Source organism: Streptomyces sp. NPDC005492 (assembly GCF_040605995.1).
In the GTDB taxonomy this organism is placed as follows: Bacteria; Actinomycetota; Actinomycetes; order Streptomycetales; family Streptomycetaceae; genus Streptomyces.
Window position 1 is genome coordinate 114638 of record NZ_JBEXDX010000018.1, and the last position, 24765, is coordinate 139402.

The 24765-nt window shown below is 71.4% G+C and carries 27 protein-coding genes; 19 read left to right on the forward strand and 8 right to left on the reverse strand.

The features are described from left to right. Window positions 1-95 precede the first annotated feature (95 nt). From ABZT04_RS24330 to ABZT04_RS24340, 3 genes are all read left to right on the forward strand, one after another. On the forward strand, window positions 96-818 hold the full coding sequence (locus ABZT04_RS24330) for a class II aldolase/adducin family protein (protein ID WP_356059072.1): 723 nt from the start codon (window positions 96-98) through the stop codon (window positions 816-818). 139 nt (window positions 819-957) lie between these two features. Next, window positions 958-2085 (forward strand): alpha/beta fold hydrolase, encoded by a 1128-nt coding sequence (locus tag ABZT04_RS24335; RefSeq protein ID WP_356059073.1) that lies wholly within the window; start codon window positions 958-960, stop codon window positions 2083-2085. Window positions 2086-2599: 514 nt separating this feature from the next. After that, window positions 2600-4000, forward strand: coding sequence for a hypothetical protein (locus tag ABZT04_RS24340; RefSeq protein ID WP_356059074.1), 1401 nt, complete (start codon window positions 2600-2602; stop codon window positions 3998-4000). A gap of 26 nt (window positions 4001-4026) precedes the next feature. Here the strand turns inward: ABZT04_RS24340 and ABZT04_RS24345 are convergent, their stop codons facing one another. Both ABZT04_RS24345 and ABZT04_RS24350 read right to left on the reverse strand, forming a co-directional pair. Then, the gene (locus ABZT04_RS24345; protein ID WP_356059075.1) at window positions 4027-4440 is read right to left on the reverse strand and encodes a VOC family protein; all 414 of its coding nucleotides are present in this window, start codon (window positions 4438-4440) and stop codon (window positions 4027-4029) included. Window positions 4441-4552: 112 nt separating this feature from the next. Further along, window positions 4553-5365 (reverse strand): neutral zinc metallopeptidase, encoded by an 813-nt coding sequence (locus ABZT04_RS24350; protein WP_356059076.1) that lies wholly within the window; start codon window positions 5363-5365, stop codon window positions 4553-4555. A 343-nt stretch (window positions 5366-5708) separates the two neighbouring features. On the opposite strand from ABZT04_RS24350, the gene ABZT04_RS24355 reads away from it, so the two are divergent. The 3 genes from ABZT04_RS24355 to ABZT04_RS24365 all read left to right on the forward strand — a co-directional run bounded on the left by ABZT04_RS24355 (window position 5709) and on the right by ABZT04_RS24365 (window position 8791). Next, entirely contained in the window at window positions 5709-7307 is a 1599-nt protein-coding gene (locus tag ABZT04_RS24355; RefSeq protein ID WP_356059077.1) for an ABC-F family ATP-binding cassette domain-containing protein, read from the forward strand. Between the two features lie 335 nt (window positions 7308-7642). Next, on the forward strand, window positions 7643-7861 hold the full coding sequence (locus ABZT04_RS24360) for a helix-turn-helix domain-containing protein (RefSeq protein WP_019060653.1): 219 nt from the start codon (window positions 7643-7645) through the stop codon (window positions 7859-7861). A 117-nt stretch (window positions 7862-7978) separates the two neighbouring features. Further along, entirely contained in the window at window positions 7979-8791 is an 813-nt protein-coding gene (locus ABZT04_RS24365) for an enoyl-CoA hydratase/isomerase family protein (RefSeq protein ID WP_356059078.1), read from the forward strand. A 33-nt stretch (window positions 8792-8824) separates the two neighbouring features. Here the strand turns inward: ABZT04_RS24365 and ABZT04_RS24370 are convergent, their stop codons facing one another. After that, entirely contained in the window at window positions 8825-9616 is a 792-nt protein-coding gene (locus ABZT04_RS24370; RefSeq protein ID WP_356059079.1) for a nucleopolyhedrovirus P10 family protein, read from the reverse strand. A gap of 89 nt (window positions 9617-9705) precedes the next feature. Between ABZT04_RS24370 and ABZT04_RS24375 the strand changes: the two genes are divergently transcribed. The 5 genes from ABZT04_RS24375 to amaP are packed head-to-tail and all read left to right on the forward strand — an operon-like array spanning window position 9706 to window position 12079. Further along, window positions 9706-10191, forward strand: coding sequence for an Asp23/Gls24 family envelope stress response protein (locus ABZT04_RS24375; protein ID WP_356059080.1), 486 nt, complete (start codon window positions 9706-9708; stop codon window positions 10189-10191). A 55-nt stretch (window positions 10192-10246) separates the two neighbouring features. Then, on the forward strand, window positions 10247-10432 hold the full coding sequence (locus ABZT04_RS24380) for a hypothetical protein (protein WP_356059081.1): 186 nt from the start codon (window positions 10247-10249) through the stop codon (window positions 10430-10432). Beyond that, complete coding sequence (locus ABZT04_RS24385) at window positions 10429-10821, forward strand: hypothetical protein (RefSeq protein WP_356059082.1); 393 nt, start codon at window positions 10429-10431, stop codon at window positions 10819-10821. Before ABZT04_RS24380 ends, ABZT04_RS24385 begins: the two co-directional genes overlap by 4 nt. Continuing rightward, complete coding sequence (locus tag ABZT04_RS24390) at window positions 10818-11495, forward strand: DUF6286 domain-containing protein (protein WP_356059083.1); 678 nt, start codon at window positions 10818-10820, stop codon at window positions 11493-11495. The genes ABZT04_RS24385 and ABZT04_RS24390 overlap by 4 nt, the downstream gene beginning before the upstream one ends. A gap of 5 nt (window positions 11496-11500) precedes the next feature. Beyond that, window positions 11501-12079 (forward strand): alkaline shock response membrane anchor protein AmaP, encoded by a 579-nt coding sequence (gene amaP / locus ABZT04_RS24395; RefSeq protein WP_356059084.1) that lies wholly within the window; start codon window positions 11501-11503, stop codon window positions 12077-12079. A gap of 23 nt (window positions 12080-12102) precedes the next feature. Here the strand turns inward: amaP and ABZT04_RS24400 are convergent, their stop codons facing one another. The 5 genes from ABZT04_RS24400 to ABZT04_RS24420 form a co-directional block, all read right to left on the reverse strand. Then, complete coding sequence (locus tag ABZT04_RS24400) at window positions 12103-12858, reverse strand: SDR family oxidoreductase (RefSeq protein WP_356059085.1); 756 nt, start codon at window positions 12856-12858, stop codon at window positions 12103-12105. A 5-nt stretch (window positions 12859-12863) separates the two neighbouring features. Further along, a complete protein-coding gene (locus ABZT04_RS24405) occupies window positions 12864-14651 on the reverse strand; it encodes a glycoside hydrolase family 15 protein (protein WP_356059086.1) in 1788 nt (595 codons plus the stop codon). Between the two features lie 67 nt (window positions 14652-14718). Continuing rightward, window positions 14719-15513 (reverse strand): SURF1 family protein, encoded by a 795-nt coding sequence (locus ABZT04_RS24410; RefSeq protein ID WP_356059087.1) that lies wholly within the window; start codon window positions 15511-15513, stop codon window positions 14719-14721. A gap of 49 nt (window positions 15514-15562) precedes the next feature. After that, complete coding sequence (locus ABZT04_RS24415; protein ID WP_078623033.1) at window positions 15563-15796, reverse strand: hypothetical protein; 234 nt, start codon at window positions 15794-15796, stop codon at window positions 15563-15565. Between the two features lie 79 nt (window positions 15797-15875). Beyond that, window positions 15876-16865, reverse strand: coding sequence for a DEDDh family exonuclease (locus ABZT04_RS24420; RefSeq protein ID WP_356059088.1), 990 nt, complete (start codon window positions 16863-16865; stop codon window positions 15876-15878). Between the two features lie 184 nt (window positions 16866-17049). On the opposite strand from ABZT04_RS24420, the gene ABZT04_RS24425 reads away from it, so the two are divergent. The 8 genes from ABZT04_RS24425 to ABZT04_RS24460 all read left to right on the forward strand — a co-directional run bounded on the left by ABZT04_RS24425 (window position 17050) and on the right by ABZT04_RS24460 (window position 24757). Beyond that, the gene (locus ABZT04_RS24425) at window positions 17050-17856 is read left to right on the forward strand and encodes an acetoacetate decarboxylase family protein (RefSeq protein WP_356059089.1); all 807 of its coding nucleotides are present in this window, start codon (window positions 17050-17052) and stop codon (window positions 17854-17856) included. Further along, a complete protein-coding gene (locus ABZT04_RS24430) occupies window positions 17847-18731 on the forward strand; it encodes an SDR family NAD(P)-dependent oxidoreductase (RefSeq protein ID WP_356059090.1) in 885 nt (294 codons plus the stop codon). The genes ABZT04_RS24425 and ABZT04_RS24430 overlap by 10 nt, the downstream gene beginning before the upstream one ends. A gap of 43 nt (window positions 18732-18774) precedes the next feature. Beyond that, window positions 18775-20058, forward strand: coding sequence for an amidohydrolase family protein (locus tag ABZT04_RS24435; protein WP_356059091.1), 1284 nt, complete (start codon window positions 18775-18777; stop codon window positions 20056-20058). Then, window positions 20055-21293, forward strand: a complete 1239-nt coding sequence (locus tag ABZT04_RS24440; RefSeq protein WP_356059092.1) for an amidohydrolase family protein — start codon at window positions 20055-20057, stop codon at window positions 21291-21293. Before ABZT04_RS24435 ends, ABZT04_RS24440 begins: the two co-directional genes overlap by 4 nt. A gap of 25 nt (window positions 21294-21318) precedes the next feature. Continuing rightward, window positions 21319-22041, forward strand: coding sequence for a VIT family protein (locus ABZT04_RS24445; protein ID WP_356059093.1), 723 nt, complete (start codon window positions 21319-21321; stop codon window positions 22039-22041). Between the two features lie 100 nt (window positions 22042-22141). Beyond that, window positions 22142-23008: a sterol desaturase family protein gene (locus tag ABZT04_RS24450; RefSeq protein WP_356059094.1), complete on the forward strand. Its 867-nt coding sequence runs from the start codon at window positions 22142-22144 to the stop codon at window positions 23006-23008. Beyond that, a complete protein-coding gene (locus tag ABZT04_RS24455) occupies window positions 23005-23670 on the forward strand; it encodes a lysoplasmalogenase (RefSeq protein ID WP_356059095.1) in 666 nt (221 codons plus the stop codon). The genes ABZT04_RS24450 and ABZT04_RS24455 overlap by 4 nt, the downstream gene beginning before the upstream one ends. Before the next feature lie 40 nt (window positions 23671-23710). Continuing rightward, window positions 23711-24757: a zinc-dependent alcohol dehydrogenase family protein gene (locus ABZT04_RS24460; RefSeq protein ID WP_356059096.1), complete on the forward strand. Its 1047-nt coding sequence runs from the start codon at window positions 23711-23713 to the stop codon at window positions 24755-24757. The last annotated feature ends 8 nt before the right edge of the window (window positions 24758-24765 follow it).

A 24765-nucleotide genomic window follows, 5' to 3' on the forward strand; every position in this document is an offset into this window, starting at 1 on the left:
TACATGCCCATATGTGCTCTTTCGGGCGCGCGGCTTCCGGCCTAAAGTGCCCACGCCCGAGCGCGCGTTGGCGACTCGGCTGGCAGGATCGCGGCATGGCTGAGCGGCGGCGCGACGGGCGGGACGGGCGGGAGTCCGCACAGGATGTGGGGCAGGCGCGGGGGAGGAGTGTGCGTGCCGAGGAGGCGGACGCCTGGGGTGCGCTCATCGCGACGGCCCGCCGGACCGTGTCCGACGGACTGGTCGTCGGCACCTCCGGGAACGTCTCCGTGCGCGTCGGCGACACCGTCCTGGTCACACCGTCGGGCGTCCCCTACGACCGGCTCGCGCCCGCCGACACGGTCGGTGTCGACCTCGACGGCCGCCAGGTGCTCGGCACCCTGCTCCCGACGAGCGAACTCCCCATGCATCTCGCGGTCTACCGCAGCACCGACGCCCACGCCGTCGTCCACACCCACGCCGTGCACGCGACCGCCGTCTCGACCCTCGTCCCCGAACTCCCCCTGATCCACTACATGTCCGCCGCCCTCGGCGGCCCGGTCCGGGTTGCCCCGTATGCGACGTACGGCACCGAGGAGTTGGCCGAGAACATGCTCCACGCCCTCGCCGACCGCTCCGCCTGCCTCCTCCAGAACCACGGCACGATCGCCTACGGCAGCTCCCTCGCCCAGGCCTACGACCGCACGGCCCAGTTGGAGTGGATGTGCCGCCTGTGGCTGACGGCGTCGTCGGTACCCGGCCTGTCGCCGTCGCTGCTGACGGGGGAGCAGGTGGCGGAGGTGGGGGAGCGCTTGCGGGGGTATGGGCAGCGGGGGTGACGCGCTTTCCGCGGCTCTGCTTCCCCCTCCCTGACTCTTGGTGTCTTCGGCGTTCTTGGTCCGCGCCGAGCCGCCTCCGGATTTCACTCCGAGCGTCCCCCGGCTGGCCGCCGGGCGGGTCGGCCTGGACACTGGAGCGGTGCGCACAGTCAAAGCGACGGCCGCGGCCGTCTCCGTGGCCCTCGCGGCCGGTGCGGTGGGCGTCGCCGCCGGCCGGTACGCCAGCGACGCGGCGCTGAAGGCGCCGCCCGGACGCCCCCTGCCGACCGAACCCCGGCTCACGGTGCACTCCACCGCCGCCGGCCAGGTCGCGCTCACCCGGGACCTGGCCGCCCTGCGCCCCGGCACCTACGGCCTCGCCGGCGACGGCTCCCACGCGGTCGTCGGCCCCGTCGTCGACACGGCCTCCGCGTCCGCCGACACCGTCGTCCGCCGCCTGGAACGCGTCACCCACGGCACCCTGCGCCCCGGCGACAAGGTGTGGCTCACCCCGAATCTCCACGTCGGCAACCCGAGCACCGCCCTCGGCCTGGACCACGCCGACGTCGACATCCCCGGCGAACTCGGCTCCCTGCCCGCGTGGTTCGTGCCAGGAGCGCGGAGCACCTGGGTGATCGCGGTGCACGGCCTGGCCACCACCCGTGAACTCTCCCTGAACATCATGGAGTTCCTGCACCGCAACCGCTTCCCGGTCCTCGCCCTCGCCTACCGCGGCGACCTGGGCGCACCCCGCAACCCCGACGGCCTGGGCCACCTCGGCGAGACCGAGTGGCGCGACCTGGACGCGGCGATCCGCTACGCCGTGCGCTACGGCGCCGAGCATGTCGTCCTGCACGGCTGGTCCACCGGCGCCACCATGGCCCTGCGCGCCGCCGCCCACTCCGCGATGCGTGACCGCGTCTCCGGCCTGGTGCTGGACTCGCCGGTGCTCGACTGGGAGCGGACGCTGCGCGCCCTCGCGGCGGCCCGGCACACCCCGGGCGCGCTGCTGCCGCTGGCGGTCCGCGCCGCACAGGGCCGCACCGGTCTCCATGGCGACCGCATCGCCGAGGCCGCTGACCCGGCCCGGCTCAAGGTGCCAACCCTGATCTTCCACGGCCCGGACGACAAGGTCGCCCCCTGGTCGCTCTCCCGCCGCTTCGCCGCCCGCCGCCCGGACCTGATCACCCTCCAGCCGGTCGCCAAGGCCCCACACGGCGCGATGTGGAACGCCGACCCGGGTGGCTACGAGGAGATCCTGCGCCGCTTCCTGACTCCGCTCATGTGATCCGGTCCCACTCACGGGGGCGCCCCCCATCGATCTTCCGTGGCTCGGACGGCACGGTGGCCCCGTGGCGCGCTCTGACGCCGCTTTGGTGCCCGCCCCCCGACCTGATCACCGTCCACCGACCTGGGTGGCTACGAGGAGATCCTGCGTGGCTTCGTGACTCCGCTCATGTGATCTGGTCCCACTCGCCGGGGCGTCCCACTGACTTTCCGTGGCTCGGACGGCACGGTGGCCCCGTTGGGCGCTCTGACGCCGCTTCGGTGCCCGCCCCCGGACCTGATCACCGTCCACCGACCTGGGTGGCTACGAGGAGATCCTGCGCCGCTTCCTGACTCCGCTCATGTGATCCGGTCCCACCCACCGGGACACCCTCCACCGACCTTCCGTTTAGCCCTGTACCACTGGCCTGATCCCGGTCCCCAGCAGCCCGCGAGACCCCGTGCCTTGGCCCTCCCTGTCGCCCGCCGTGACATTCCGTTTGGGTTTTCCGACCGTCAACCGGAAGACTGCACCCGTGACGTCCCGTATCCCGCGCGACTCCAGGCTTCGACTCGTCCGCCCGCGACCCCTGGCCGCCGCCCCCCGAGCGATGAACCAGCGGCGCTCGCGCCGCCCCGCACCCCGCCCTCCGGAGGGCACACCGGCCCCCGCGGAACTGGCCAGAATGGCGCGCTCCGGCCTGGCCGGCGCGGCCCGCGTCGCCCACTGGGCCGACGCCGCACTACGCCCCGGCCCTGACAGCGCGAGCCCCGACGGCAAGGGCACCCTCTCCGACTCGACCGCCGAACTCGCGGCCGCGGAGCTGGGCCTGACCCCGGCCCAGGTGCGCGCCGACTGGGACACGGCCCGCCTCGCCGGTCTCGTCGAGGTGCACGGCGACAGCGCCCGCCCCGGCTGGCGGCTGCGCGCCTGGGACCGCGACGACAGCGCCGTACTGCGCGGCTGGGTCGCCCTCTTCGACGCCTGGTCACTCGCCCACCCCGAGCCCCGGGAGCACGAGCCCTCGGCCGTCGCCGAGGTCGTCTCGGCCATGCCTCAGGTGCTCTCCTTCCTCCAGCTCTCCGCCGGACCCGTCCCTGTCGAACAGCTCCTGGACCTCCTCGGCCAACGCGTCACCGAACTGCGCACCGAGCGCTGCGAGATCCCCTACGGCCCGCAGCCCGATCCGGTCCAGCAGCCGCCGGCCGCGGACACGCCCCTCGACCCCCTCCTCGACTGGGCCCTGCACGCCCTCGCCTCCGTCGGCGCCCTCACCTACGGCGACGCCCATGCCACCCTCACCCCGCTCGGGAGCTGGGCGGTCTGGGTCAAGCTGGAGCAGATCTGCGTGGCCGCGCAGAGCCCGGCCGGGAACATCGAGCAGTCCGCCGAGGACATGCTCCGCGGCTGCTCCCAGCTCCGCCCGAACGCCGCCCGGGCCGAATACCGCGCCTGGCTCGCCGCCCGCACCGTGGGCAGCGCGGTCGGCGAGCTGATCGACGCCGCTCGCGGCGAGGACGCCCTGCTGCGCGGCCTCGCCTTCGAGGCGCTGCGCGTCGTCGGCGCCCCCGCCGAGCCCGACGTCCGCGCCGTCGCCGAAGAGGCGACGCTGCGGCCGTACGCCCTGCTGTGGCTCGCCGAGCACGACGGGATAGACCCGGAGGACGCCCACGAGGTCCTCACCCGCGAGGAGGCCACCTGGCTGTGGGTCGACACCGCCGCCGCCGTCGCCGACCACGGTGAGGCCCCGCTGCTCGTGCGCCACCTTGAGTCCGCCATCCAGCCGACCGTCCCCATGCTCCTCGACGAGGTGCGCGCCGTCGGTCATCCCCGCACCGTGCAGGTCCTGGTCGCGCTCGCCGCGGCCCACCCCGACCCGGCGCTCGCCAAGGCCGTACGCCGGGCCGCCTTCCAAGTGCACACCGGGGGAAGCTAGTTCCAGAACTAGGCGGGGTCAGGCCCCTACCCCCGTATCTCCGGGGCGTAGGTACCGAAGCTCCAGATGTTGCCCTCGGCGTCCCGGGCCATGTAGTCCCGTGATCCGTAGTCCTGGTCCGTCGGGGGCATCAGGATCTCCGCGCCGTGCTCGACGGCCCGCCGGTGATGGGCGTCGACGTCGTCCACGACGATGTACACCCCGGCGGGTCCCGCGCTCTTCATCGCCTCGTCGAACCGCCCACCGCGGCCTTTGGAGCCGAGCATCACCGCGCCGTTGCCCTGCACCAGCTCGGCGTGCATCACCGAGCCGTCCTCGCTCTCGTACACCGCGAGCTCGGTGAAGCCGAAGGCCTCCGTGAGCTGCCGGATCGCCGCCTTCGCGTCCGCGTACAGCAGGGACGGGTAGATGCTGGGACGCCCGCTGTCCTTGGCTGCCATGCCGATCACTTCCTTGTGCATCGGGTGCTATCGCTTCTTTCTGCCGCTTTGACCACTTCGACGAGTCTTGCACCCGCCACTGACAATGCCCCGCGAACCGGCACCATGGCCGTCAGCGGAACGTGTCGCACCGTGCCATGCCCCCGCTCCGGAAGCCCTGCTGGAACCACTGCTGCCGCTGCGCCGTCGACCCGTGCGTCCAGGTCTCCGGCGTCACCCGGCCCTGGAACCGCTCCTGGATCCGGCCGTCGCCCACGGCCGCCGCGGCGTCCAGTCCGTCCCGGATGTCGCCGTCCGTGAGGCTGGTGATCAACGGCCGCCCGGTCGACTCGTCCTTCGTGGCCGTCGCGTGATGCGCCCAGACCCCCGCGTAGCAGTCCGCCTGGAGTTCCACCCGCACCGCGTCGCGGTTCGCGCCGGTCCGCCCGTCCTGCGCCGCCGCTGAGCCGAACTTCGTCCGCGGCTCGTCGAAGAAACCCAGGTCCAGATAGACCTTCCGGTCGCCCGGACAGTAGAACGGCCCCACCGCGGAGGCCGCCGTCCCGCACGCCGTGGCGACCTGCCCGCTGAAGAAGACCGTCGGCGACCGCGTGTACGTACCGCCCTGCCGCCGGAACTCCTGCGCCCAGTGGTCCTGCACGCTGTTGACGACGGCCGCGATGCGGCAGTCCTCCCAGACGTTCGCGTCCCGCCCGGTACGGCCGGACGACCGCACCTGGGCCAGTGAGGACGCGGTCGTTACCGGTGAGGCGCTGCCCGACGACAACCCCAGGTTGTCCGGACCGACCCCGAAGAAGAGCCCCAGAAGCAGCGCGATCACCCCCACGAGACCACCGCCCACGGTCGCCCGGCCACCGGGAATCCGGCTGCCGCGTACGTCCTGCACCTCGGAGGTGTCCAGATCGGCATCGTCGTCGAACCGCATGGACCCCGCTCTCCGCGCGTGTGGCCCCCCGGCGCCATCCTCGTCCGCCGTCCCCACCCGGTCGCCGGACGAGCGTCCGGACAGGCGACGCCCGCCACGCACGCGTGCCGTTCGTCACGGCGCGGCTCCACCCGTCGCCCGGCCGTGTTCGGGCGCCGGCCCGGACCGCCCAGCTCACCGCCGTGGACCAGGTCATGCGCTCCCGGCCACAGTCCGCCGTACACAGAAAAAGTGCTTGCACAGCCCCGTTAGACTTGGCCCATGGCCATTCTCCTCGCGCATTAGACGGCGGGAACGTCCTCAGCCGCCCCTTCCGCCTACGACCCCGCTCTGGAGTCTGACCGTGATCTCCGCCTCCGGTATCGAACTGCGCGCCGGTGCCCGCGTCCTCATCGAGTCCGCCACCTTCCGTGTCGCCAAGGGCGACCGCATCGGCCTGGTCGGGCGCAACGGCGCCGGCAAGACCACCCTGACCAAGGTCCTGGCCGGTGAGGGCCAGCCCGCCGGCGGCACCGTCACCCGCTCCGGCGAGGTCGGCTACCTTCCGCAGGACCCCCGCACCGGCGACCTGGACGTACTCGCGAGCGACCGCATCCTCTCCGCGCGCGGCCTGGACACCCTGATCCGCAAGATGCGGGAGAACGAACAGCGCATCGCCAACGGCAGCGGAGCCACCCGCGAGAAGGCGCTGCGGCAGTACGAGCGCCAGGAGACGGAGTTCCTCACCAAGGGCGGGTACTCCGCCGAGGCCGAGGCCGCCACCATCGCCGCCGCGCTGAACCTGCCCGACCGCGTGCTCGGCCAGCCGCTCCATACGCTCTCCGGCGGTCAGCGCCGCCGTATCGAGCTGGCCCGCATCCTGTTCTCCGACGCGGACACCCTGCTGCTCGACGAGCCCACCAACCACCTCGACGCCGACTCGATCGTCTGGCTGCGCGACTACCTGAAGACGTACCGCGGCGGCTTCATCGTGATCTCCCACGACGTCGACCTCGTCGAGACCGTCGTCAACAAGGTGTTCTATCTGGACGCCAACCGCGCCCAGATCGACTACTACAACATGGGCTGGAAGCTCTACCAGCAGCAGCGCGAGGCCGACGAGAAGCGCCGCAAGCGCGAGCGGCAGAACGCCGAGAAGAAGGCCGCGGCCCTGCACTCGCAGGCCGACAAGATGCGCGCCAAGGCGACCAAGACGGTCGCCGCCCAGAACATGGCCAAGCGCGCCGACCGGCTGCTCGCCGGGCTGGACGCGGTGCGCGTCTCCGACAAGGTCGCCAAGCTGCGCTTCCCGGAGCCCTCGCCCTGCGGCAAGACCCCTCTCATGGCGGAGGGCCTGTCGAAGTCGTACGGCTCCCTGGAGATCTTCACCGACGTCGACCTGGCCATCGACAAGGGCTCACGCGTCGTCATCCTCGGTCTGAACGGCGCGGGCAAGACGACCCTGCTGCGTCTGCTCGGCGGCGCCGAGAAGCCGGACACCGGCGAGGTCATCGAAGGCCACGGCCTCAAGCTCGGCTACTACGCGCAGGAGCACGAGACCCTCGACCCGGAGCGCACGGTCCTGGAGAACATGCGCTCCGCCGCCCCCGACCTCGACCTTGTCGAGGTCCGCAAGACGCTCGGCTCGTTCCTGTTCTCGGGCGACGACGTCGACAAGCCGGCCGGGGTCCTCTCCGGCGGTGAGAAGACGCGCCTCGCGCTCGCCACCCTCGTCGTGTCGTCGGCGAACGTCCTGCTCCTCGACGAGCCGACGAACAACCTCGACCCGGCCAGCCGCGAGGAGATCCTCGGCGCGCTGCGCACCTACAAGGGCGCCGTCGTTCTCGTCACCCACGACGAGGGCGCCGTGGAGGCGCTCCAGCCGGAGCGCATCATCCTGCTGCCCGACGGCGTCGAGGACCTGTGGGGCGCGGACTACGCGGATCTCGTCGCCCTGGCTTGATCGAATGCTTGATCCACGGCGTATGGATCATTCGGCCTACCGGTGATCCACCATCTGTGTGAGATCTCCTCGTACCGAGGTGTGTCCTACATCGATTTTCCGGCCGAGCCCTTTATCGACAAGGGCTCGGCCGTTCCACGTCTCTGACCAGGCACTTCGCGGAACAACTCGTTCGGCCGTACGGACACGACAGTGTGGAATTCCAAATTCCAGTTGTGGGGACGCGCTCCTGTCGTCAAAACCTTGTCTTACGGACCTTGCCGAATGGGTGGCCATGAACGCCTGGAGGGGTGATCATGAGGAGACCAGAGCGCACTTCCCATGAGGAGGCACGGGTGGCCGAGACTCTGAAGAAGGGCAGCCGGGTAACCGGCGCCGCGCGCGACAAGCTCGCGGCAGACCTGAAGAAGAAGTACGACTCCGGTGCGAGCATTCGAGCGCTGGCCGAGGAGACCGGCCGTTCGTATGGCTTCGTACACCGGATGCTCAGCGAGTCCGGCGTCACGCTCCGTGGGCGTGGCGGGGCGACCCGGGGCAAGAAGGCTTCGGCCTGACCCCCGGCGGCCCATCGGCTTCGATGGTGGCCACCCGGTAGGTCGGCTGACCGACCGGGTGGTTACTGTGCAGTCACTTAGCTCTGCTCTGTTGACCGCACACATCGGAGGCGTCCCATGGCTTCGCCCGCACAGGACGACAAGGACCTCGGTCCGGTACTCGACAAGGACGGCGTACGGCTCACCGTCGACGACGCGATCGCCACGGTGACGCTGACCAACCCGGCCAAGCGCAACGCCCAAAGTCCCGCTCTGTGGCGGGCGTTGGCGGAGGCCGGGCGGTCGCTGCCGGGCTCCGTCCGTGTCGTCGTGCTGCGGGCCGAGGGCAAGTCCTTCTCGGCCGGACTCGACCGGCAGGCGTTCACGCCCGAGGGCTTCGACGGCGAACCGTCGTTCATCGACCTCGCGCGCAGCAGTGACGCCGTGCTGGACGGGACCATCGCCGAGTACCAGGAGGGCTTCACCTGGTGGCGGCGCAGCGACCTCGTGTCCATCGCCGCCGTCCAGGGGCATGCCATCGGGGCCGGGTTCCAACTCGCCCTCGCCTGTGACCTGCGCGTCGTCGCCGACGACGTGCAGTTCGCCATGCGCGAGACCAGCCTCGGGCTGGTGCCCGACCTGACCGGCACGAACCCGCTGATCGGTCTTGTCGGCTACGCCCGCGCGCTGGAGATCTGCGCGACCGGTCGCGCCGTCCTGGCCGAGGAGGCCGTGAGCACCGGCCTCGCCAACATCGCCGTGCCCGCGGACCAGGTCGAGGACGCCGTACGCGATCTCACGACCGCACTGCTGGCCGCACCGCGAGACGCCCTCATCGAGACCAAGGCGCTGCTCCAGGGCGCCCAGGGCCGCACCTACGACGACCAGCGCGCCGCCGAGCGCGCCGCCCAGGCGCGACGGCTGCGGGACCTGGCGGGCGTCGGCGAATAGCGCGCATCAGGTGGGCTCGTCGGTGAAGAGGCGTCAGCCGATCCGCGTGACGAGCACCGCCACGGTCGGGTGACCGGGCAGCACCTCGCCGATCCTCGCGCGGACCTCCAGGGCCACATCCAGCGCCCGGTGGTCCGCGCGTACCGCCAGTTCCACGCGCGCGTGCAGACGCGGCAGCGCACCCTCGACCCGCCGCCCCTCCAGGTGCACCGCCCGGCCCAGCCCACCCAGCGTGCCGGTCAGCCGGGCCACACCGGGGACGGCTAGAGCAGCCGCGATGACCAGGGACTCACCGCCGTCGTCAAGATCGACCACACGGTCAAGGTCGTCATCAACATCATCAATGTGGACAATGTCAGCGGTGGCGCGATCCACATCGGCCATGCCGGCCATGTCATCCATGTCATCCACACGGTCAACATCGTCCATATGGTCCAACAGGGCGGTCACCTGTAGATCGACCTCCGCCACCACCAGGCCGAGCCGCTCCGTCGCGGCCGTCACCAGGGCGGCGCGCAGGCGGGACGCGGCGACCGGGAGCGGCTCGGTCGCCACGGCCGCGAAACCGGCCGTGATCCGCAGCGGACCGGGCGGCAGGGCCCCCGGCGGAGGCGGTACGGCGGGTTCGCTCACGTCCTCCGGATCGGCGAGCGCGATCCGCATCCCGCCCAGCCGCACCCCCCGTACGTCCCGCACCGCGCCCCGCAGGACCGCCTCGGCCGCCCGCTCGGCGATCCACGCGCCGTCGCGCCGGTCGCCCAGGGGCAGCAGCCTCCCGAGCCCCACCTGATGCCGTACCGCCCGCGTCCACGCGTCCGCCGTCATTCCTCCAGCCTGCCGCATCCCCGGCGCGAGAGACCGCAACCGCGCTTACCGTGGTTGATAGGGACGACGACCGAAAGGGACGTACGGCGATGGACGACATGACGGAGCGGAACCGGACATCGGACCCCGACGGCGAGAGGGAGCCGCTGCAGACCCGGAAGACCCCCACCAGACGCGGCGGAGGCGACCCGGCCTCCCGGGGGCGCACCACCATCGCCGACGGGGTCGTGGAGAAGATCGCCGGGCTGGCCGCCCGGGACGTCCTGGGCGTGCACGCCATGGGCAGCGGGCTGTCCCGCACCTTCGGGGCCGTACGCGACCGGGTGCCCGGCGGTTCGAAGTCGGTGTCCCGGGGCGTGAAGGCCGAGGTCGGCGAGGTGCAGACCGCGCTCGATCTGGAGATCGTCGTCGACTACGGCGTGTCGATCGGCGATGTGGCCCGGGCCGTACGGGAGAACGTCATCGCGGCCGTGGAGCGGATGACCGGACTCGAAGTCGTCGAGGTCAACATCGCGGTGAGCGATGTGAAGCTGCCCGACGAGGAGGACGAGGAACCGGAGCCCCGACTCCAGTGACCGAGCTGCCGGATGAGCCGATGAGCGGGCCGACGAACGAGTTGAGGAGCGCAGGATGAGCAGGGCCGTGGTCGGCATGATCGCCGGAATGGCGCTGGGTTTCGCCGGGTACTTCGGCGGGTTCGGTGCCTTCCTGCTGGTGGCGGCCCTGGGCGCCGTCGGCTTCGTCGTCGGCCGGTTCCTGGAGGGGGACCTGGAACTCGGCGACTTCTTCCGCTCGCGTGACGACCGGCGGCGATGACGCCCATGAGCGGCGGGGACGGCGCGGTCGACGAGAGCGACAGACCCCCGGCGGTCGTCCCGCCCGGCGAGCGCGGCGCCACCCGGATCGCCGACCGGGTCGTAGCGAAGATCGCCGCGCAGGCGGCGCGTGAGGCGGTCGGACCGCTGCCCCCGGTGGCCGCGCCGCCGCATGCCACCGTCGTCGTGCACCACGACACCGCACGCGTGCGCGTGCATCTCGAACTCGGCTATCCGTGCGACATCGGCGACCGCTGTTTTCAGGTGCGTCGACAGGTCGTTCAGCGGGTACGCGCGTTGGTGGGCATGGAGGTGCCCGAGGTCGCCGTCCAGGTGGAGCGGCTGCATCCGGCACAGTCGCGCGGCGCGGCACAGGGGAGGACGCGATGAGCGAGCCCCAGGGCTCCGAAGGTACGACCCAACGACTACCGGTCATCGAGAAGGAGACCGATCCCGGACGCGGCGGGTACACCGACGCGTCGGACCACAACCCCGTACCCGTCGTCCATGACGGCGACGGCAAGGGCGGCCGCTTCTGGTCGGCGCGCCGCGTCCCCGCGGGCATCGTCGCCGTCCTGCTGCTCGTCGGCGCGGGCGCCCTGCTCTACGACGTCACCGCCGTGCGCGCCGAACGGCCCGCCGCGCACTGGCGCCGGGAACTGGCCCGGCAACTCGCCGAACGGCCCCTCGACGACACCTGGGTCCTCGTCGGCGCCGCTGTCGCCGCCGTCCTCGGCCTCTGGCTGATCGTGCTCGCCGTAACGCCCGGCCTGCGCCAGGTGCTGCCGATGCGCCGCACCCACGCCGATGTCCGGGCCGGACTGCAACGCGCCGCGGCCGCGATGGTGCTGCGCGACCGGGCCATGGAGGTCTCGGGCGTGCAGTCGGTACGGGTCCGCACCAGCCGGACGAAGGCCGACGTCCGCGCGGTGTCCCATTTCCGTGAACTCGACGACGTACGGGCCGACTTGGACGCCGTGCTCAACGACGCGATCACCGGGCTCGGGCTGGCGCGGCCGCCCGCGCTGTCGCTGCACGTCGGCCGTTCCGGACAGAAGGGGTGAAGGCGGTGCTCAGGGTCGTCAACCGTGTGCTGATCGGAGTCGTGGGCCTCGCGCTGGTCGTCGCCGGCGGCTCGGTGCTGGCCGTCGGGCTCGGCGTGAAACCGCCGTCGTGGTGGGTCCACGACGGACGGCACGACGTCCTGCTCAGCGACGCGCAGCGGACCCGCTGGCGGGGCGACGGCTGGTGGTGGCCGACCGTCCTCGCCGTGCTCGCGGTCCTCGTCCTGCTCGCCCTGTGGTGGCTCGTCGCGGTGCTACGGCGGCGCCGGCTCACCGAGGTCGCCGTCAGCACCGGCGACGGAGAGGGCGCGCTGCTGCGGGGCCGGGCCCTGGAGGGCGTCCTCGCCACCGACGCGGGCGACCTGGAAGGCGTCGCCCACGCGCATGTGCGGCTGGTCGGCACCCGCACGGCACCCGAGGCCCGCGTCCGGCTCGGTCTCGAACCGCATGTGGACCCCGGAGTCGCCCTCGACCACCTGACGGCCAACGCCCTCGCCCACGCCCGCGATTCGGCCGGCCTGACGACACTGCCGACGGAGGTCTGGCTGAAGGCCGTCAAACACCGCGCGGAAAGGGTCAGTTGACGGGACGGTGGGCTGACGGCACGTCAGAACCCGTGCCGCATCCCGCCGTCGACCGGCACCATGATGCCCGTCAGATAGGACGCGGCGGGTGACAGCAGAAACGCCGCCACCCGCCCGAACTCCTCCGACGTCCCGTACCGGCGCAGCGGGATCCGCGACTCGTTGGCCCGACGGGTGGCCTCAGGGTCGGCGGACAGGCCGTCCAGTTCGCGCACGCGGTCCGTGTCGATGCGGGCGGGCAGCAGACCGAGGACGCGGATGCCGCGCGGTCCCAGCTCGTCGGCGAGGGACTTGGCGAAACCGGCCAGGCCGGGTCGTAGCGCGTTCGAGATCGTGAGCCCGGGGATCGGTTCGTGCACCGAGCCCGACAGCACGAACCCGATGACGCCGCCCTCCTCCAGTTCCTCGGCCGCCGCGCGGGCGAGCCGTACCGCGCCCAGGAACACCGACTCGAACGAGGCCTGCCACTGCTCGTCGGTGCCGTCGGCGACGAAGCCGGGCGGCGGCCCGCCGACGCTCACCAGGATGCCGTCGAAGCGCCCGAAGTGCTCACGCGCGGCGGCGATCAACCGGGCCGGCGCCTCCGCGTCGGCGTTGTCGACGGCCACGCCCACCGCGTTCGGCCCCAGTTCGGCCGCCGCGTCGGCGGTCCGTTGCTCGTCGCGCCCGGTGACGACCACCTTCGCGCCGTCGGCCACCAGCTCGCGCGCGGAGGCGTTGCCCAGTCCGCGGGTGGCACCCGTGACGACGTACACCCGGTCCTTCAGTCCAAGATCCATGGCCCCTATCCTGCCTCCTCGTCCCCGAACAGGGCGAGGGCGGTGTTCACCAAGCCGATGTGGCTGAAGGCCTGCGGGAAGTTGCCGAGCTGCCGGCCGGCCACCGGGTCGTACTCCTCCGCGAGCAGCCCCACGTCGTTCGCGAGTCCCACCAGACGCTCGAACAGCGTCCGGGCCTCCTTCCTGCGCCCCGTCAGGTGCAGCGCGTCCGCGAGCCAGAAAGAGCACGCGAGGAAGGCGCCCTCGTCGCCCGGAAGGCCGTCGACCGGGACGTCGGCGGCAGTGTCGTAACGGCGTACGAAACCGTCGTGGCCGAGCGCCTCGCGGACCGCGTCGACCGTGCCGACGACCCGCGGATCGTCGGGCGGCAGGAAACCGCAGCGGGGGATGAGCAGCAGCGCGGCGTCGAGTTCCCGGGAGCCGTAGTACTGCGTGAACGTGTTGCGCACCGGGTCGTAGCCCTTCTCGCACACGTCCTGGTGCACCTCGTCCCGCAACTCGCGCCAGGCCGCCAGGTCCCCGGGAAGGTCGCCGTACTCCTCCAGGGTGCGTACGGCCCGGTCGGCGGCCACCCACACCATGACCTTGGAGTGCACGAAATGCCGACGGCCGCCGCGCACCTCCCACAGCCCCTCGTCGGGCTGCCGCCACTGCGCGCGCAGCCACTCCAGGAGGACGCTCTGGAGCGACCACATGTGCGGCTTGGGCGACAGACCCGCGCGCCGCGCCAGCCACAGGGAGTCCATGACCTCGCCGTAGACGTCGAGTTGGAGCTGGTTCACGGCGCCGTTGCCGATCCGTACGGGTACCGAGGCGCCGAAGCCGGTCAGGTGCGGGAGTTCGAACTCGGGCAGCCGGCGCTCGCCCGCCACGCCGTACATGATCTGCAGGTCCGCCGGGTCGCCCGCGACCGCACGCAGCAGCCAGTCGCGCCAGGCCTCGGCCTCCTTGTGGTAGCCGGCGGCGATCAGGGCGCCGAGGGTGAGGGTGGAGTCGCGCAGCCAGCAGTAGCGGTAGTCCCAGTTGCGGACACCGCCCATCTCCTCGGGCAGCGAGGTGGTGGCCGCGGCGACGATGCCGCCGGTCGGGCGGTAGGTGAGGGCCTTCAGCGTGATCAGGGACCGCAGGACAGCGTCGCGGTAGGGGCCGTCGTAGCGGCAGCGGGCCGACCAGCGCTTCCAGTCCGCGACGCTGGTGCGCAGCGACTTGTACGGGTCGACGCGCGGCGGGCGCGGCTCGTGCGAGGGGTGCCAGGTGAGGACGAAGGCGACCTTCTCACCGGCCTCGACGGTGAACTCCGAGTGCGTGCCGAAGTCCTCGCCCCAGGTACGCACCTCCGGCTCGCTGCGCAGCCACACCGAGTCGGGTCCGGCGACGGCCACCCGGTGTCCGTCGGACCTGCGCATCCACGGCACGACAGAGCCGTAGTCGAAGCGCAGCCGGAGCGTGCTGCGGACGGTGACCCTGCCGCTGAGGCATTCCACGACGCGTACGACATCGGGGGCGACGTCGCGTTGGGGCATCAGGTCGGTGACGCGGATCGTGCCCTCGTCGGTCTCCCACTCCGTGTCCAGGACCAGGGTGCCGGGGCGGTAGGCCCGGCGGGTGCAGCGGTCCGCGCCCTCGGGGGCGATGCGCCAGTGGCCGTTCTCCTCGTCACCGAGCAGTCTGGCGAAGCAGGCCGCCGAGTCGAAGCGGGGCAGACACAGCCAGTCGACCGAGCCGTCCATGCCGATGAGGGCCGCGGTCTGTTCGTCGCCGATGAGGGCGTAGTCCTCGATACGTGGGTGCACGGGGTGCGGGTTCCCTGCCTACCGGTGGGGCAATCAAGGTCGCAGCCGCGCGGGTGACGAAGGCGGGTCAGACCGATGCCGGTTCGACGGCCTCGGCCGTCTCCTCCTTGGCCGCCGCCTCCCGGCGGTCGCGGGCCTCGCGGCGGGCCAGGACGACGTAACCGACCGGGACGGCCGCCGCGAACAGCCACCACTGGATCATGTACGCGTAGTTCAGCGGGGCGTCTTCCTTGCCCGGGTCGGAGATCTGCTCCGGCGTGCCGCCCTTGGCCTCGGGCGCCGTCTGCTCGACATAGCCGCCGAGCACCTGGGCGTGCAGCCGCCGGGCCTGCTCCTCGCTGTTGATCAGCATGATCTGGCGGTCGGGCAGGCCCTTGATGTCCTTGATGCCGCTCGCCGCGGTCGTCTCGTCGGCCATCAGACGCCCGGTGATGGTGGTCGTGCCGCTCGGCGGCGCGGGGATCTTCGGGAACGCGGTCTGCGCGCCGTTCGCCGGGATCCAGCCGCGGTTGACCAGCACCACCTTGCCGTCCGTCAGCACGAACGGGGTCAGGACATGGAAGCCGACCTCGTCGTCGTCATTGGTACGGCGCCGGACGACGACTTCCTTGGAGGTCTCGAAGGTGCCTGTGGCGGTGACGGTGCGGTACTTCTCGGTCCGGGTCACCGCGTGCCCTGGGGTGCTGATCCGCTCCACGGGGACCGGCTTGGCGTGCAGCGCGTTCGTCACCAACTGGTTCCGGGCGCTGCGCATCTCGTAGCGGTGCATCTGCCAGATGCCCAGCCTGATCATCGTGGGGATCAGGAGGAGGGTGATCAACGCGAGGATCACCCACTGCCGGGACATCAGGAAGCGGTACACCCCACGACCGTACAACTCGGTCGTGGGGCGTATTCAGGGGGGTCTGTCCTCACACCTTGTCGATGATCCCCACCATCCCCTCCGCCCGCGCGCAGTGGCCGCCGCAGAACCAGTGGCCCTCGACCTCCACGCCCTGCCCGATGATCTGCACCCGGCAGTGCTCGCAGATCGGGGCCATGCGATGGATCGCGCACGAGAAGCAGTCGAAGACGTGCACCGCGCCCTGCGCGTGCACCTCGAAGCTCATGCCGTAGTCATTGCCGCACACTTCACATCTCGCCATGCGCCACAGGGTGGGCCGTCGGCCCGGCACGGGCGAGCGGGCGCGGGGCGAGTCGTACGACAATCACCCGTCCGTACGGTCAGTCCGCCTGCTCGACGTCTCTGAGCAACTGTCCGAACGCCGCCTCGTCCACCACCGGCGTGCCGAACTGCCGGGCCTTGACCACCTTGGAGGTGCCCGAGTCCGGGTCGTTCGTGACGAGGAGGCTGGTCAGCCGGGACAGGCTGGTGGCGACGTGCAGCCCGGCCTCCACGGCCCGGTCCTCCAGCAGCTCGCGCTCGATGGAGGTGTCCCCGGAGAAGGCGATCCGCATGCCCTGCTTGAGCGGCCTGCCGTCCTGGAACCGCCCCGGGTTGGGGTAGGGGCACGCGGGCCGCTTGCGCGAGGGACGCCAACTTCCCGCTCCGTAGCCGCTGTAGCCCCCGGCCTGCTGCCCGATGCGGGGCGTCGGCCGGTCCGCGGTCCACTCGGTCAGCGGCCGGCACTCGTGCAGCGGCAGCCGGACCCCGCCCCGCGCCGCCGCCCGCAGGCTCGGCCGAAACGCCTCGGCGAGCACGCGCGCGTCGTCCAGCGCGTGGTGCGCGCGCTGCTGGACGACGCCGAAGTGCGCGGCCAGGGACTCCAGCTTGTGGTTGGGCAGCGGCAGGGCCAGCTCCTTGGAGAGGGCGATGGTGCACAGCCGCTGACGGACCGGCGGATCGATCGCCACGCGCGCGTACTCCCGCGCGATCATCTGCCAGTCGAAGACCGCGTTGTGCGCGACCAGCACCCGGCCCTCCAGGCGGGTCGCGAACTCCTCGGCGATGTCCTGGAAGAGGGGCGCGCCTTCCAGTACGTCACTCGTCAGACCGTGGATCCACACCGGGCCGGGATCGCGCTCCGGGTTGACCATCGTGTACCAGTGGTCCTCGACCTCGCCGAGCGCGTCCAGGCGGTAGACGGCCGCGGAGATTATCCGGTCGTCCCGGGCCAGGCCGGTGGTCTCCACGTCAACTACCGCGTATCCCTGGGGATACGCGGCCGGCCACGGAGTGGCTGCGGACACTGCGGGCGAGTGGTCTTCGAGCATGGTCACTGAGGATACGGGCCGTCACTGACAGCCCGGTCCATGGCCTCGTCCGTCAGGTGGCCCGTCCCGGCCGCCCGTTCGGGTTGGCCGAATGCGCGTGCGCGTGGCTATGGACCTTTTGCCCGCCCGGTGCGAGCGTGCTGCCCGCCTGACGGATGACGGCCTACGAAGGGCGGTACGGCGTATGGCACGCGTACGGTACGGCGCACGGACCGAGGCGGAGATCGCCGCCGCACGCACAGCGAGCTCAAAGCTTCCCGACATCTGGTCGACCGGTGTGGTGGCCGTCTGGGAGAGCGACCCTGACGCGGTCGCGGCGGTCCTGCCGCCGCCCCTGAAGCCCACCGGGCGGCCGTTGGTCCGGGTGAACATCAGCAGGGTCGAACTGCCCGGATATCCGCTGGGCGCGGGCTCGTTCGCGGTCGCCGCCGCGCACGACGGTGTCGAGGGCTGGTATCCGCTGGTGATGCCGATGACCCATGAGCGGGCCCTCACCGGCGGCCGTGAGGTCTTCGGCGAACCCAAGAAACTCGGTGAGGTGACGGTCGAACGCGTGGGCCTCGTCGTGCACGCCTCCCTGGCCCGGCACGGCATCGCCTTCGTCGAGGTCCGCGGCGCGGTCAGCGAGGAGTTGCCGCTGCCCGGGCCGACGCAGAAGACCGACTTCTACTTCAAGTTCCTTCCCGCAGTGGACGGTTCGGGCTTCGACGCAGACCCGGTGCTCGTGCACTGCCTGCGCAACGAGAAGGTCCGCCGGCTGGAACGCGTGACCGGGGACGTCGTCCTGCGCGAGTCCATGTACGACCCGGTCGCCGACCTCCCGGTACGCACTCTGGTCGACATCACCATCGGTGAGAAGACCAGCGACCAGCGCGGAAAAGTCGTCGAACGCGTCGACGCGCGGGCCCTGTTGCCGTACGTCCACCAGCGCTACGACGACCCGCAACAGGTCCATGACGGGCCCCCGGAAGGGAGCGTCCGATGGAGCTGAGGGAGGGTCAGGTCGCCGTCGTCACCGGGGCGGCGAGCGGGATCGGGCTCGCGATGGCGCGGCGGTTCGCCGCCGACGGCCTCAAGGTGGTCCTCGCCGACGTCGAGCGCGGCGCTCTCGACAAGGCCGCCGCCGATCTGCGCGCCGAGGGTGCCGATGTGCACGCGTGCGTGGTCGACGTCGGCGAGCGTCAACAGGTGCTGGATCTGGCCGAGTCGGCGTACGAGGTGTACGGCGCCGTCCATGTCCTGTGCAACAACGCGGGGGTCGGCTCGGGCGCCGAGGGCCGGATGTGGGAGCACGAACCCAATGACTGGCGATGGGCGTTCGCCGTCAATGTGTGGGGCGTCTTCCACGGCATCCAGGCGTTCGTGCCGAGGATGATCAAGTCGGGTCAACCCGGTCATGTCGTCAACACGTCGTCCGGGGACGGCGGTATCGCCCCGCTGCCCACCGCCTCCGTGTATGCCGTCACCAAGGCGGCCGTCGTGACGATGACCGAGTCCCTGTACGCCCATCTGAAGGCGGAGCACGCGCGCGTGGGTGCCTCGGTGCTCTTCCCGGGGCCGCACATGCTGCGCACCGGCCTGTGGGAGTCGCACCGCAACCGGCCCGACCGGTACGCCAAGAAGCGCCCCCGGAGGACCCCTTACCGCAGCCTCGACCAGTGGGAGACCGCCATGAAGGAGGCGGGCAAGGAGGTCGCCTTCACGCCCGTCGAGGAGGTCGCCGACCTCGTCGTGGACGGCATCCGCGCGGACCGCTTCTGGCTGCTGCCCGAGAGCGAGCACAGCGACGGCCAGATCCGGGCGAGGGCGCGCTCGATGCTCGACCGGGCGAACCCGTCGTACCTCGAAAGCTTCATCCTGGACTGAATCCCGGACCGACTGGACCGAATCCTGGACCGAGGGGGCTGTTGTGACCGACCAGGAGCCGTACCTGATCATCTCCTCCGACTGCCATGCCGGGCTGCCCACCGAGGAGTACCGGCCCTATCTGGACGCCCGGTTCCACCGGGACTTCGACGAGTTCCTCGCCGGGCGCGACCGGCGCCGCGAGGAGATGACCCGGCTCGGCATCCGCAACGAGGCGTTCGCGGCCAAGTGGTTCCACGACAACGAGGAGGGCCTGCGCGGGGGTTGGGACACCGCGCAGCGCCTGAAGGAGCTGGACGGGGACGGGGTGGCCGCCGAGGTGGTCTTCCCGGACGCGGATGCCGTGGACAGTCAGACCGCCGCGCCGTTCGGAGTCGGGCTCGGTCTCTCCGGGGACCAGGACCCCGAGTTGGGGATGGCGGGCGCTCAGGCGCACAACCGCTGGCTCGCCGACTTCGTCTCCGAGAATCCCGAACGGCACTGCGGGGTGGCCCTGTTGCCGGTGACGGCCCCCACGGACAAAGTCGTCGCGGAGATCCATCGCGCGAAGGAGTCCGGTCTCGGTGCCCTGATGATCCCCTCCATGTGGGTCGACAAGGAGCCCTACCACGACCGTCGTTACGACCCCGTGTGGGCGGCCGCCGCCGAGTGCGCGATGCCCGTACTGACCCACTCCGGGGCCGCGCCCCGCCACGAGTACGGCGACCACCTGGGCATCTACGTCAGCGAGGTGACCTGGTGGCCCGCCCGGCCGCTGTGGTTCCTGCTCTGGTCCGGAGTCTTCGAACGTCACCCGGGCCTCAAGTTCGGGGTCGCGGAGTCGGGTTGTTGGTGGCTGCCGAACCAGCTCTGGTTCATGGACCGCCTCTACCTCGGCGCCCACGGCGGCAAGAAGCTCTCACCCTTCGCGGAGCTGAAACGCCCGCCGAGCGAATACCTCGACCGGCAGGTCTTCATCTGCGCCACCAACACCAAGCGCCGTGAACTGGCCCAGCGCTACGAGATCGGCGTCGACAACATCCTCTGGGGCAGCGACTTCCCACACCCGGAAGGCACTTGGCCCGACACACGCGCGTGGTTGAAGCGCACCTTCCACGACATCCCGGTCGACGAGACCCGCCGCATGCTGGGCCTGGCGGCGGCGGACGCCTTCGGCTTCGATGTTGCGGCCCTGGAGCCGCTGGCCCGCAGGATCGGACCGACCCCCGCGGAACTCGGCCAGCAGGACGACCAGGCGGCCGTGACGGCGTCCTGGGCGCGCTCGCGCGAGGTCGGGCGGCACTGGCTGACCGACCACGACTTCCCCGTGCTGGGGGTGACCCCATGAGCGGCACGAGCGAGGAGCGGTACACGGTCATCTCGGCGGACTGCCACGCGGGCGCCGATCTCCTCGACTACCGGCCCTACTTGGAGAAGCGGTACCACGACGAGTTCGACGCGTGGGCGGCCACGTACGTCAACCCGTACGCGGACCTGGTCGCCGACACGGCCGACAAGAACTGGAACTCCGAGCGGCGGATCGCGGAGCTGGAGCAGGACGGGATCGTCGCCGAGGTCGTCTTCCCGAACACCATCCCGCCGTTCTTCCCGTCCGGCTCCCTCATGGCGCCCGCGCCCACCGCCGAGGAGTTCGAGCGCCGCTGGGCCGGTCTGCGCGCCCACAACCGCTGGCTGGCGGACTTCTGCGGGGCTGCGCCCGGTCGGCGGGCGGGCGTCTTCCAGATCCTCCTCAACGACGTCCAGGAGGCCGTCCAGGAGATCCGGTGGGCGGTCGCCGCGGGCCTCCGGGGCGGTCTGCTGCTGCCCGGCACCCCGCCGGGCTCGGGGCTGCCGGAGCTGTACTCGTCGACGTACGACCCGATCTGGGCCGTGTGCGCGGAACTCGGCGTCCCCGTGAACCACCACGCGGGCTCCGCCGCCCCGCCGCTCGGCGACGAACCGGCCGCCCGCGCGGTGTTCATGGTCGAGACGACCTGGTTCTCGCACCGCGCCCTGTGGCACCTGATCTTCGGCGGTGCCTTCCGCCGGCACCCGGACCTGAAGCTGGTGCTGACCGAGCAGGGCTCCGGCTGGATACCCGGGGTGCTCGACATGCTGGACTACTACCACGGGCGCCTGGTCGCGGCGGCCACGAAGGCGGCCACGGCGGAGTCCAGGTTCGGTGCGGGCCTGGCCGCCTCGATGGGCAAAGGTCCCTCGGAGGTCTGGCGCGACAACTGCTTCGTGGGCGCCAGTTTCATGCGCCCCCATGAGGTGCCGCTGCGCGACCGCATCGGCATCGAGAAGATCATGTGGGGGAGCGACTACCCGCACGACGAGGGCACGTACCCGTACTCCAGGGAGGGCCTGCGTTTCGCGTACGCGCGCGTGCCGCGTGCCGAGGTCGCCGCGATGGTCGGCGGCAACGCGGCCCGCGTGTACGGCTTCGACCTCGACATCCTGGACCCGATCGCGGCGAAGGTCGGTCCCACGGTGAGCGAGATCGCGGAGCCGCTGACCGAACCGCCGACGGACGCCACCAGCCCGGTGTTCGCGCGGGGAGCGTCGGTACGGGTGTGGTGACGCCGGGGGTGGAATCCTCCACCGTGTGACGGAACCAACGAACGCCGAGTCCCACGCCGAGCCCCACGGCGGCAGCCTCGGCTCCCGGCTGAACTGGCTGCGAGCCGCGGTCCTCGGCGCGAACGACGGCATCCTGTCCACCGCCGGCCTCGTCGTCGGCGTGGCCGGCGCCACCGACGACCGCTCGGCGCTGCTGACGGCCGGCCTCGCGGGACTCCTCGCCGGCTCCATGTCGATGGCGGCGGGGGAGTACGTGTCCGTCTCCACCCAGCGCGACTCGGAGAAGGCCGCCCTGGCCCTGGAGAAGCGCGAGCTGATGGAGCAACCGGAGGCCGAACTGGAGGAGTTGACCGAACTCCTGCAAGATCGCGGCCTGTCCCGTGACGTGGCCGCGGAGGCGGCGGTCCAGCTCACGGAGCGCGACGCCCTGCGCGCCCACGCGCGCGTGGAGCTCAACATCGACCCCGACGACCTCACCAACCCCTGGCACGCGGCCTGGGCCAGCTTCCTGTCCTTCACGGCCGGCGCTCTGCTGCCCCTCCTGGCGATCGTCCTGCCTCCGGCCGACTGGCGCCTGGGCGTCACCGTCGTCTCGTCCCTGGCCGCCCTCGTCCTCACCGGCTGGAGCAGCGCGCGGCTCGGCGCGGCCGAGCCGAAGCCGGCGATGGTGCGGAACGTGGTCGGGGGCGCGCTGGCGATGGCGGTGACGTATGCGGCGGGGACGGTGCTGGGGGCGGCGGGGGTGTGACCGGTTGGCGGAGATCGCCAACAAGCAAGCGCGTACCGCCGGAAATACTTGTGGGTAACAACGTCTAGTCGTGGCCGACCTGCGGTCCTACGGTTCACCCATGCCGAACCTGCCCGATGTCGTGCTCTGGTCGATACCCGCCTTCGTGCTGCTCGCCGTGATCGAGATGATCAGCGTGCGCATCCACCCCGACGAGGACGCGGCGGGCTACGAGACGAAGGACGCCGCGACGAGCGTCGGCATGGGGCTCGGGAGCCTCGTCTTCGACTTCCTCTGGAAGATCCCGATCGTCGCCGTCTACACGGCCATCTACGAACTCACGCCGCTGCGTGTCCCCGTGCTGTGGTGGACGATCCCGCTGATGCTGCTCGGGCAGGACTTCTTCTACTACTGGTCCCACCGCGGTCACCATGTCATCCGCATCCTGTGGGCCTGTCACGTCGTCCACCACTCCAGCCGCAGGTTCAACCTCACCACGGCCCTGCGCCAGCCCTGGACGACCCTCACGGTGTGGCCCTTCTACGTCCCGCTCGTCGCCCTGGGTGTGCATCCCGCCGCGCTGGCGTTCTGCTCCTCCGTGAACCTGGTCTACCAGTTCTGGATCCACACCGAGCGGATCGACCGCATGCCCCGCTGGTTCGAATTCGTCTTCAATACTCCGTCCCACCACCGGGTCCACCACGCCTCCCAGGGCGGCTACTTGGACCGCAACTTCGGCGGCATCCTGATCGTCTGGGACCGGCTCTTCGGGTCCTTCGTCCCGGAGGTTGAGCGGCCCGTCTATGGGTTGACGAAGAACATCAACACGTTCAACCCGATCAAGGTCGCCACCCATGAGTACGTCGCCATCGCCAAGGACCTGAAGACGGCGACCGGTTGGCGCGAGCGGGCGGGGCGGGTGTTCCGGGGGCCGGGCTGGCAGCCGGCGGCCGCGGTCGAACCGGCCGAGGAGTCCGTGGCCGCGTGAGAGCGTCCCGGGTGCTGCTCGGTGCCTTCGTCCTCGCCACGGCCTTGGACCTCGTCTGTCTCGCGGTCGGCCTCCGCGCCGGGCATCTGGTCGCCAAGCCGCTGCTCATGCCGCTGCTCGCCGCGTTCGCCGCCCGCGCGGGTGGCCCGCGGATCCTGGTCGCCGCCCTGCTGTGCGGCTGGGGCGGTGACGTCCTGCTGCTGTCGGACGCCGACCCCGCCTTCATGGCCGGGATGGCCTCCTTCGCCGCCGGTCACATCTGCTATCTCGTCCTGTTCCGGCGCCAGGGCCCACCACGCGCGCGTGCGGGTCTGCTCGCAGCCTGCTACGCCGTCGCCCTCGGCACCCTGGTCGTCCTGCTGTGGCCCGACCTGCCGGCCGGTCTGCGAGTCCCTGTCGCCGGTTACAGCACCCTCCTGACCGCCATGGCGTACGCCGCGGCCACCCGGCTCGGTCCGGTGGCCGGGCTCGGCGGCGCGTTCTTCATGCTCTCCGACACCCTCATCGCGACCGGCGTCGCCGACTGGCCGCAGCCGCCCGCACCCGATTTCTGGATCATGCTGACCTATGCGGCGGCGCAGTTCCTGCTGGTCCGGGGTTCCCTCGATGCGCGGCCCGCACCGGCGGCGGCGTACCGTGAAGTGCGCTCGACCACCCCCTGAGCGCACCGCACCAGCAGACCAGCCGAGAAGGATCCTCGCCATGCGCGCCACCACCATCCACGGCCCGTTCGACATGCGCGTGGAGGACGTGCCCGATCCCTTGGTGCGCCTGCCCACCGACGCCGTGGTCCGGGTGCTGCGCGCCTGCATCTGCGGCAGCGACCTGTGGGCGTACCGCGGCGAGGCCGCCCGGCAGCCGGGGCAGCGCATCGGCCACGAGTTCCTCGGGATCGTCGAGGAGACCGGCTCCGAGGTGAACGGCGTCAGGCCCGGCGACCTCGTGGTCGCGCCCTTCATGTGGTCCGACGGCGTCTGCGACTACTGCCGCGAGGGCCTCACCACGTCCTGCGTGCACGGCGGCTTCTGGGGTGCCGTGGGCTACGACGGCGGCCAGGGCGAGGCGGTGCGCGTGCCCTTCGCCGACGGCACGCTCGTACCGCTGCCGAAGGACGCGGCCTCCGACGAGCACCTGCTGTCCGCGCTGCTGACCCTGTCGGACGTCATGGGCACCGGCCACCACGCGGCCCTCGGCGCGGGCGCCCGCAAGGGTGCCACCGTCGCCGTCGTGGGCGACGGAGCGGTCGGCCTGTGCGCCGTGCTCGCCGCCAAACGCCTCGGCGCCGAGCGGATCATCGCGCTCGGCCGCCATGAGACCCGCACGGACATCGCGCGCCGCTTCGGCGCCACCGACGTCGTCGCCGAACGCGGCGAGGCCGCCGTCGAGGCCGTCCGTGCACTCACCCGCGGCCAGGGCGCGCACTCCGTCGTCGAGGCCGTCGGCACCGAGCAGTCCATGCGGACGGCCGTCGACATCACGCGGGACGGCGGCGCTATCGGCTTCGTCGGCGTGCCGCACGGCAGCGGCACCGGCCTCGACCTCGGGGTCATGTTCGACCGGAACATCGCGCTGCGCGGTGGAGTCGCGCCGGTCCGCGCGTACATCCCGGAACTGCTGCCCGACATCCTGGACGGCACCATCGACCCCTCGCCCGTCTTCGACCTCACGGTCGGCCTGGAGGGCGTACCCGACGGCTACAAGGCGATGGACGAGCGCACCGCCCTGAAGGTGCTGGTCGTCAACAGTTGATCAATATC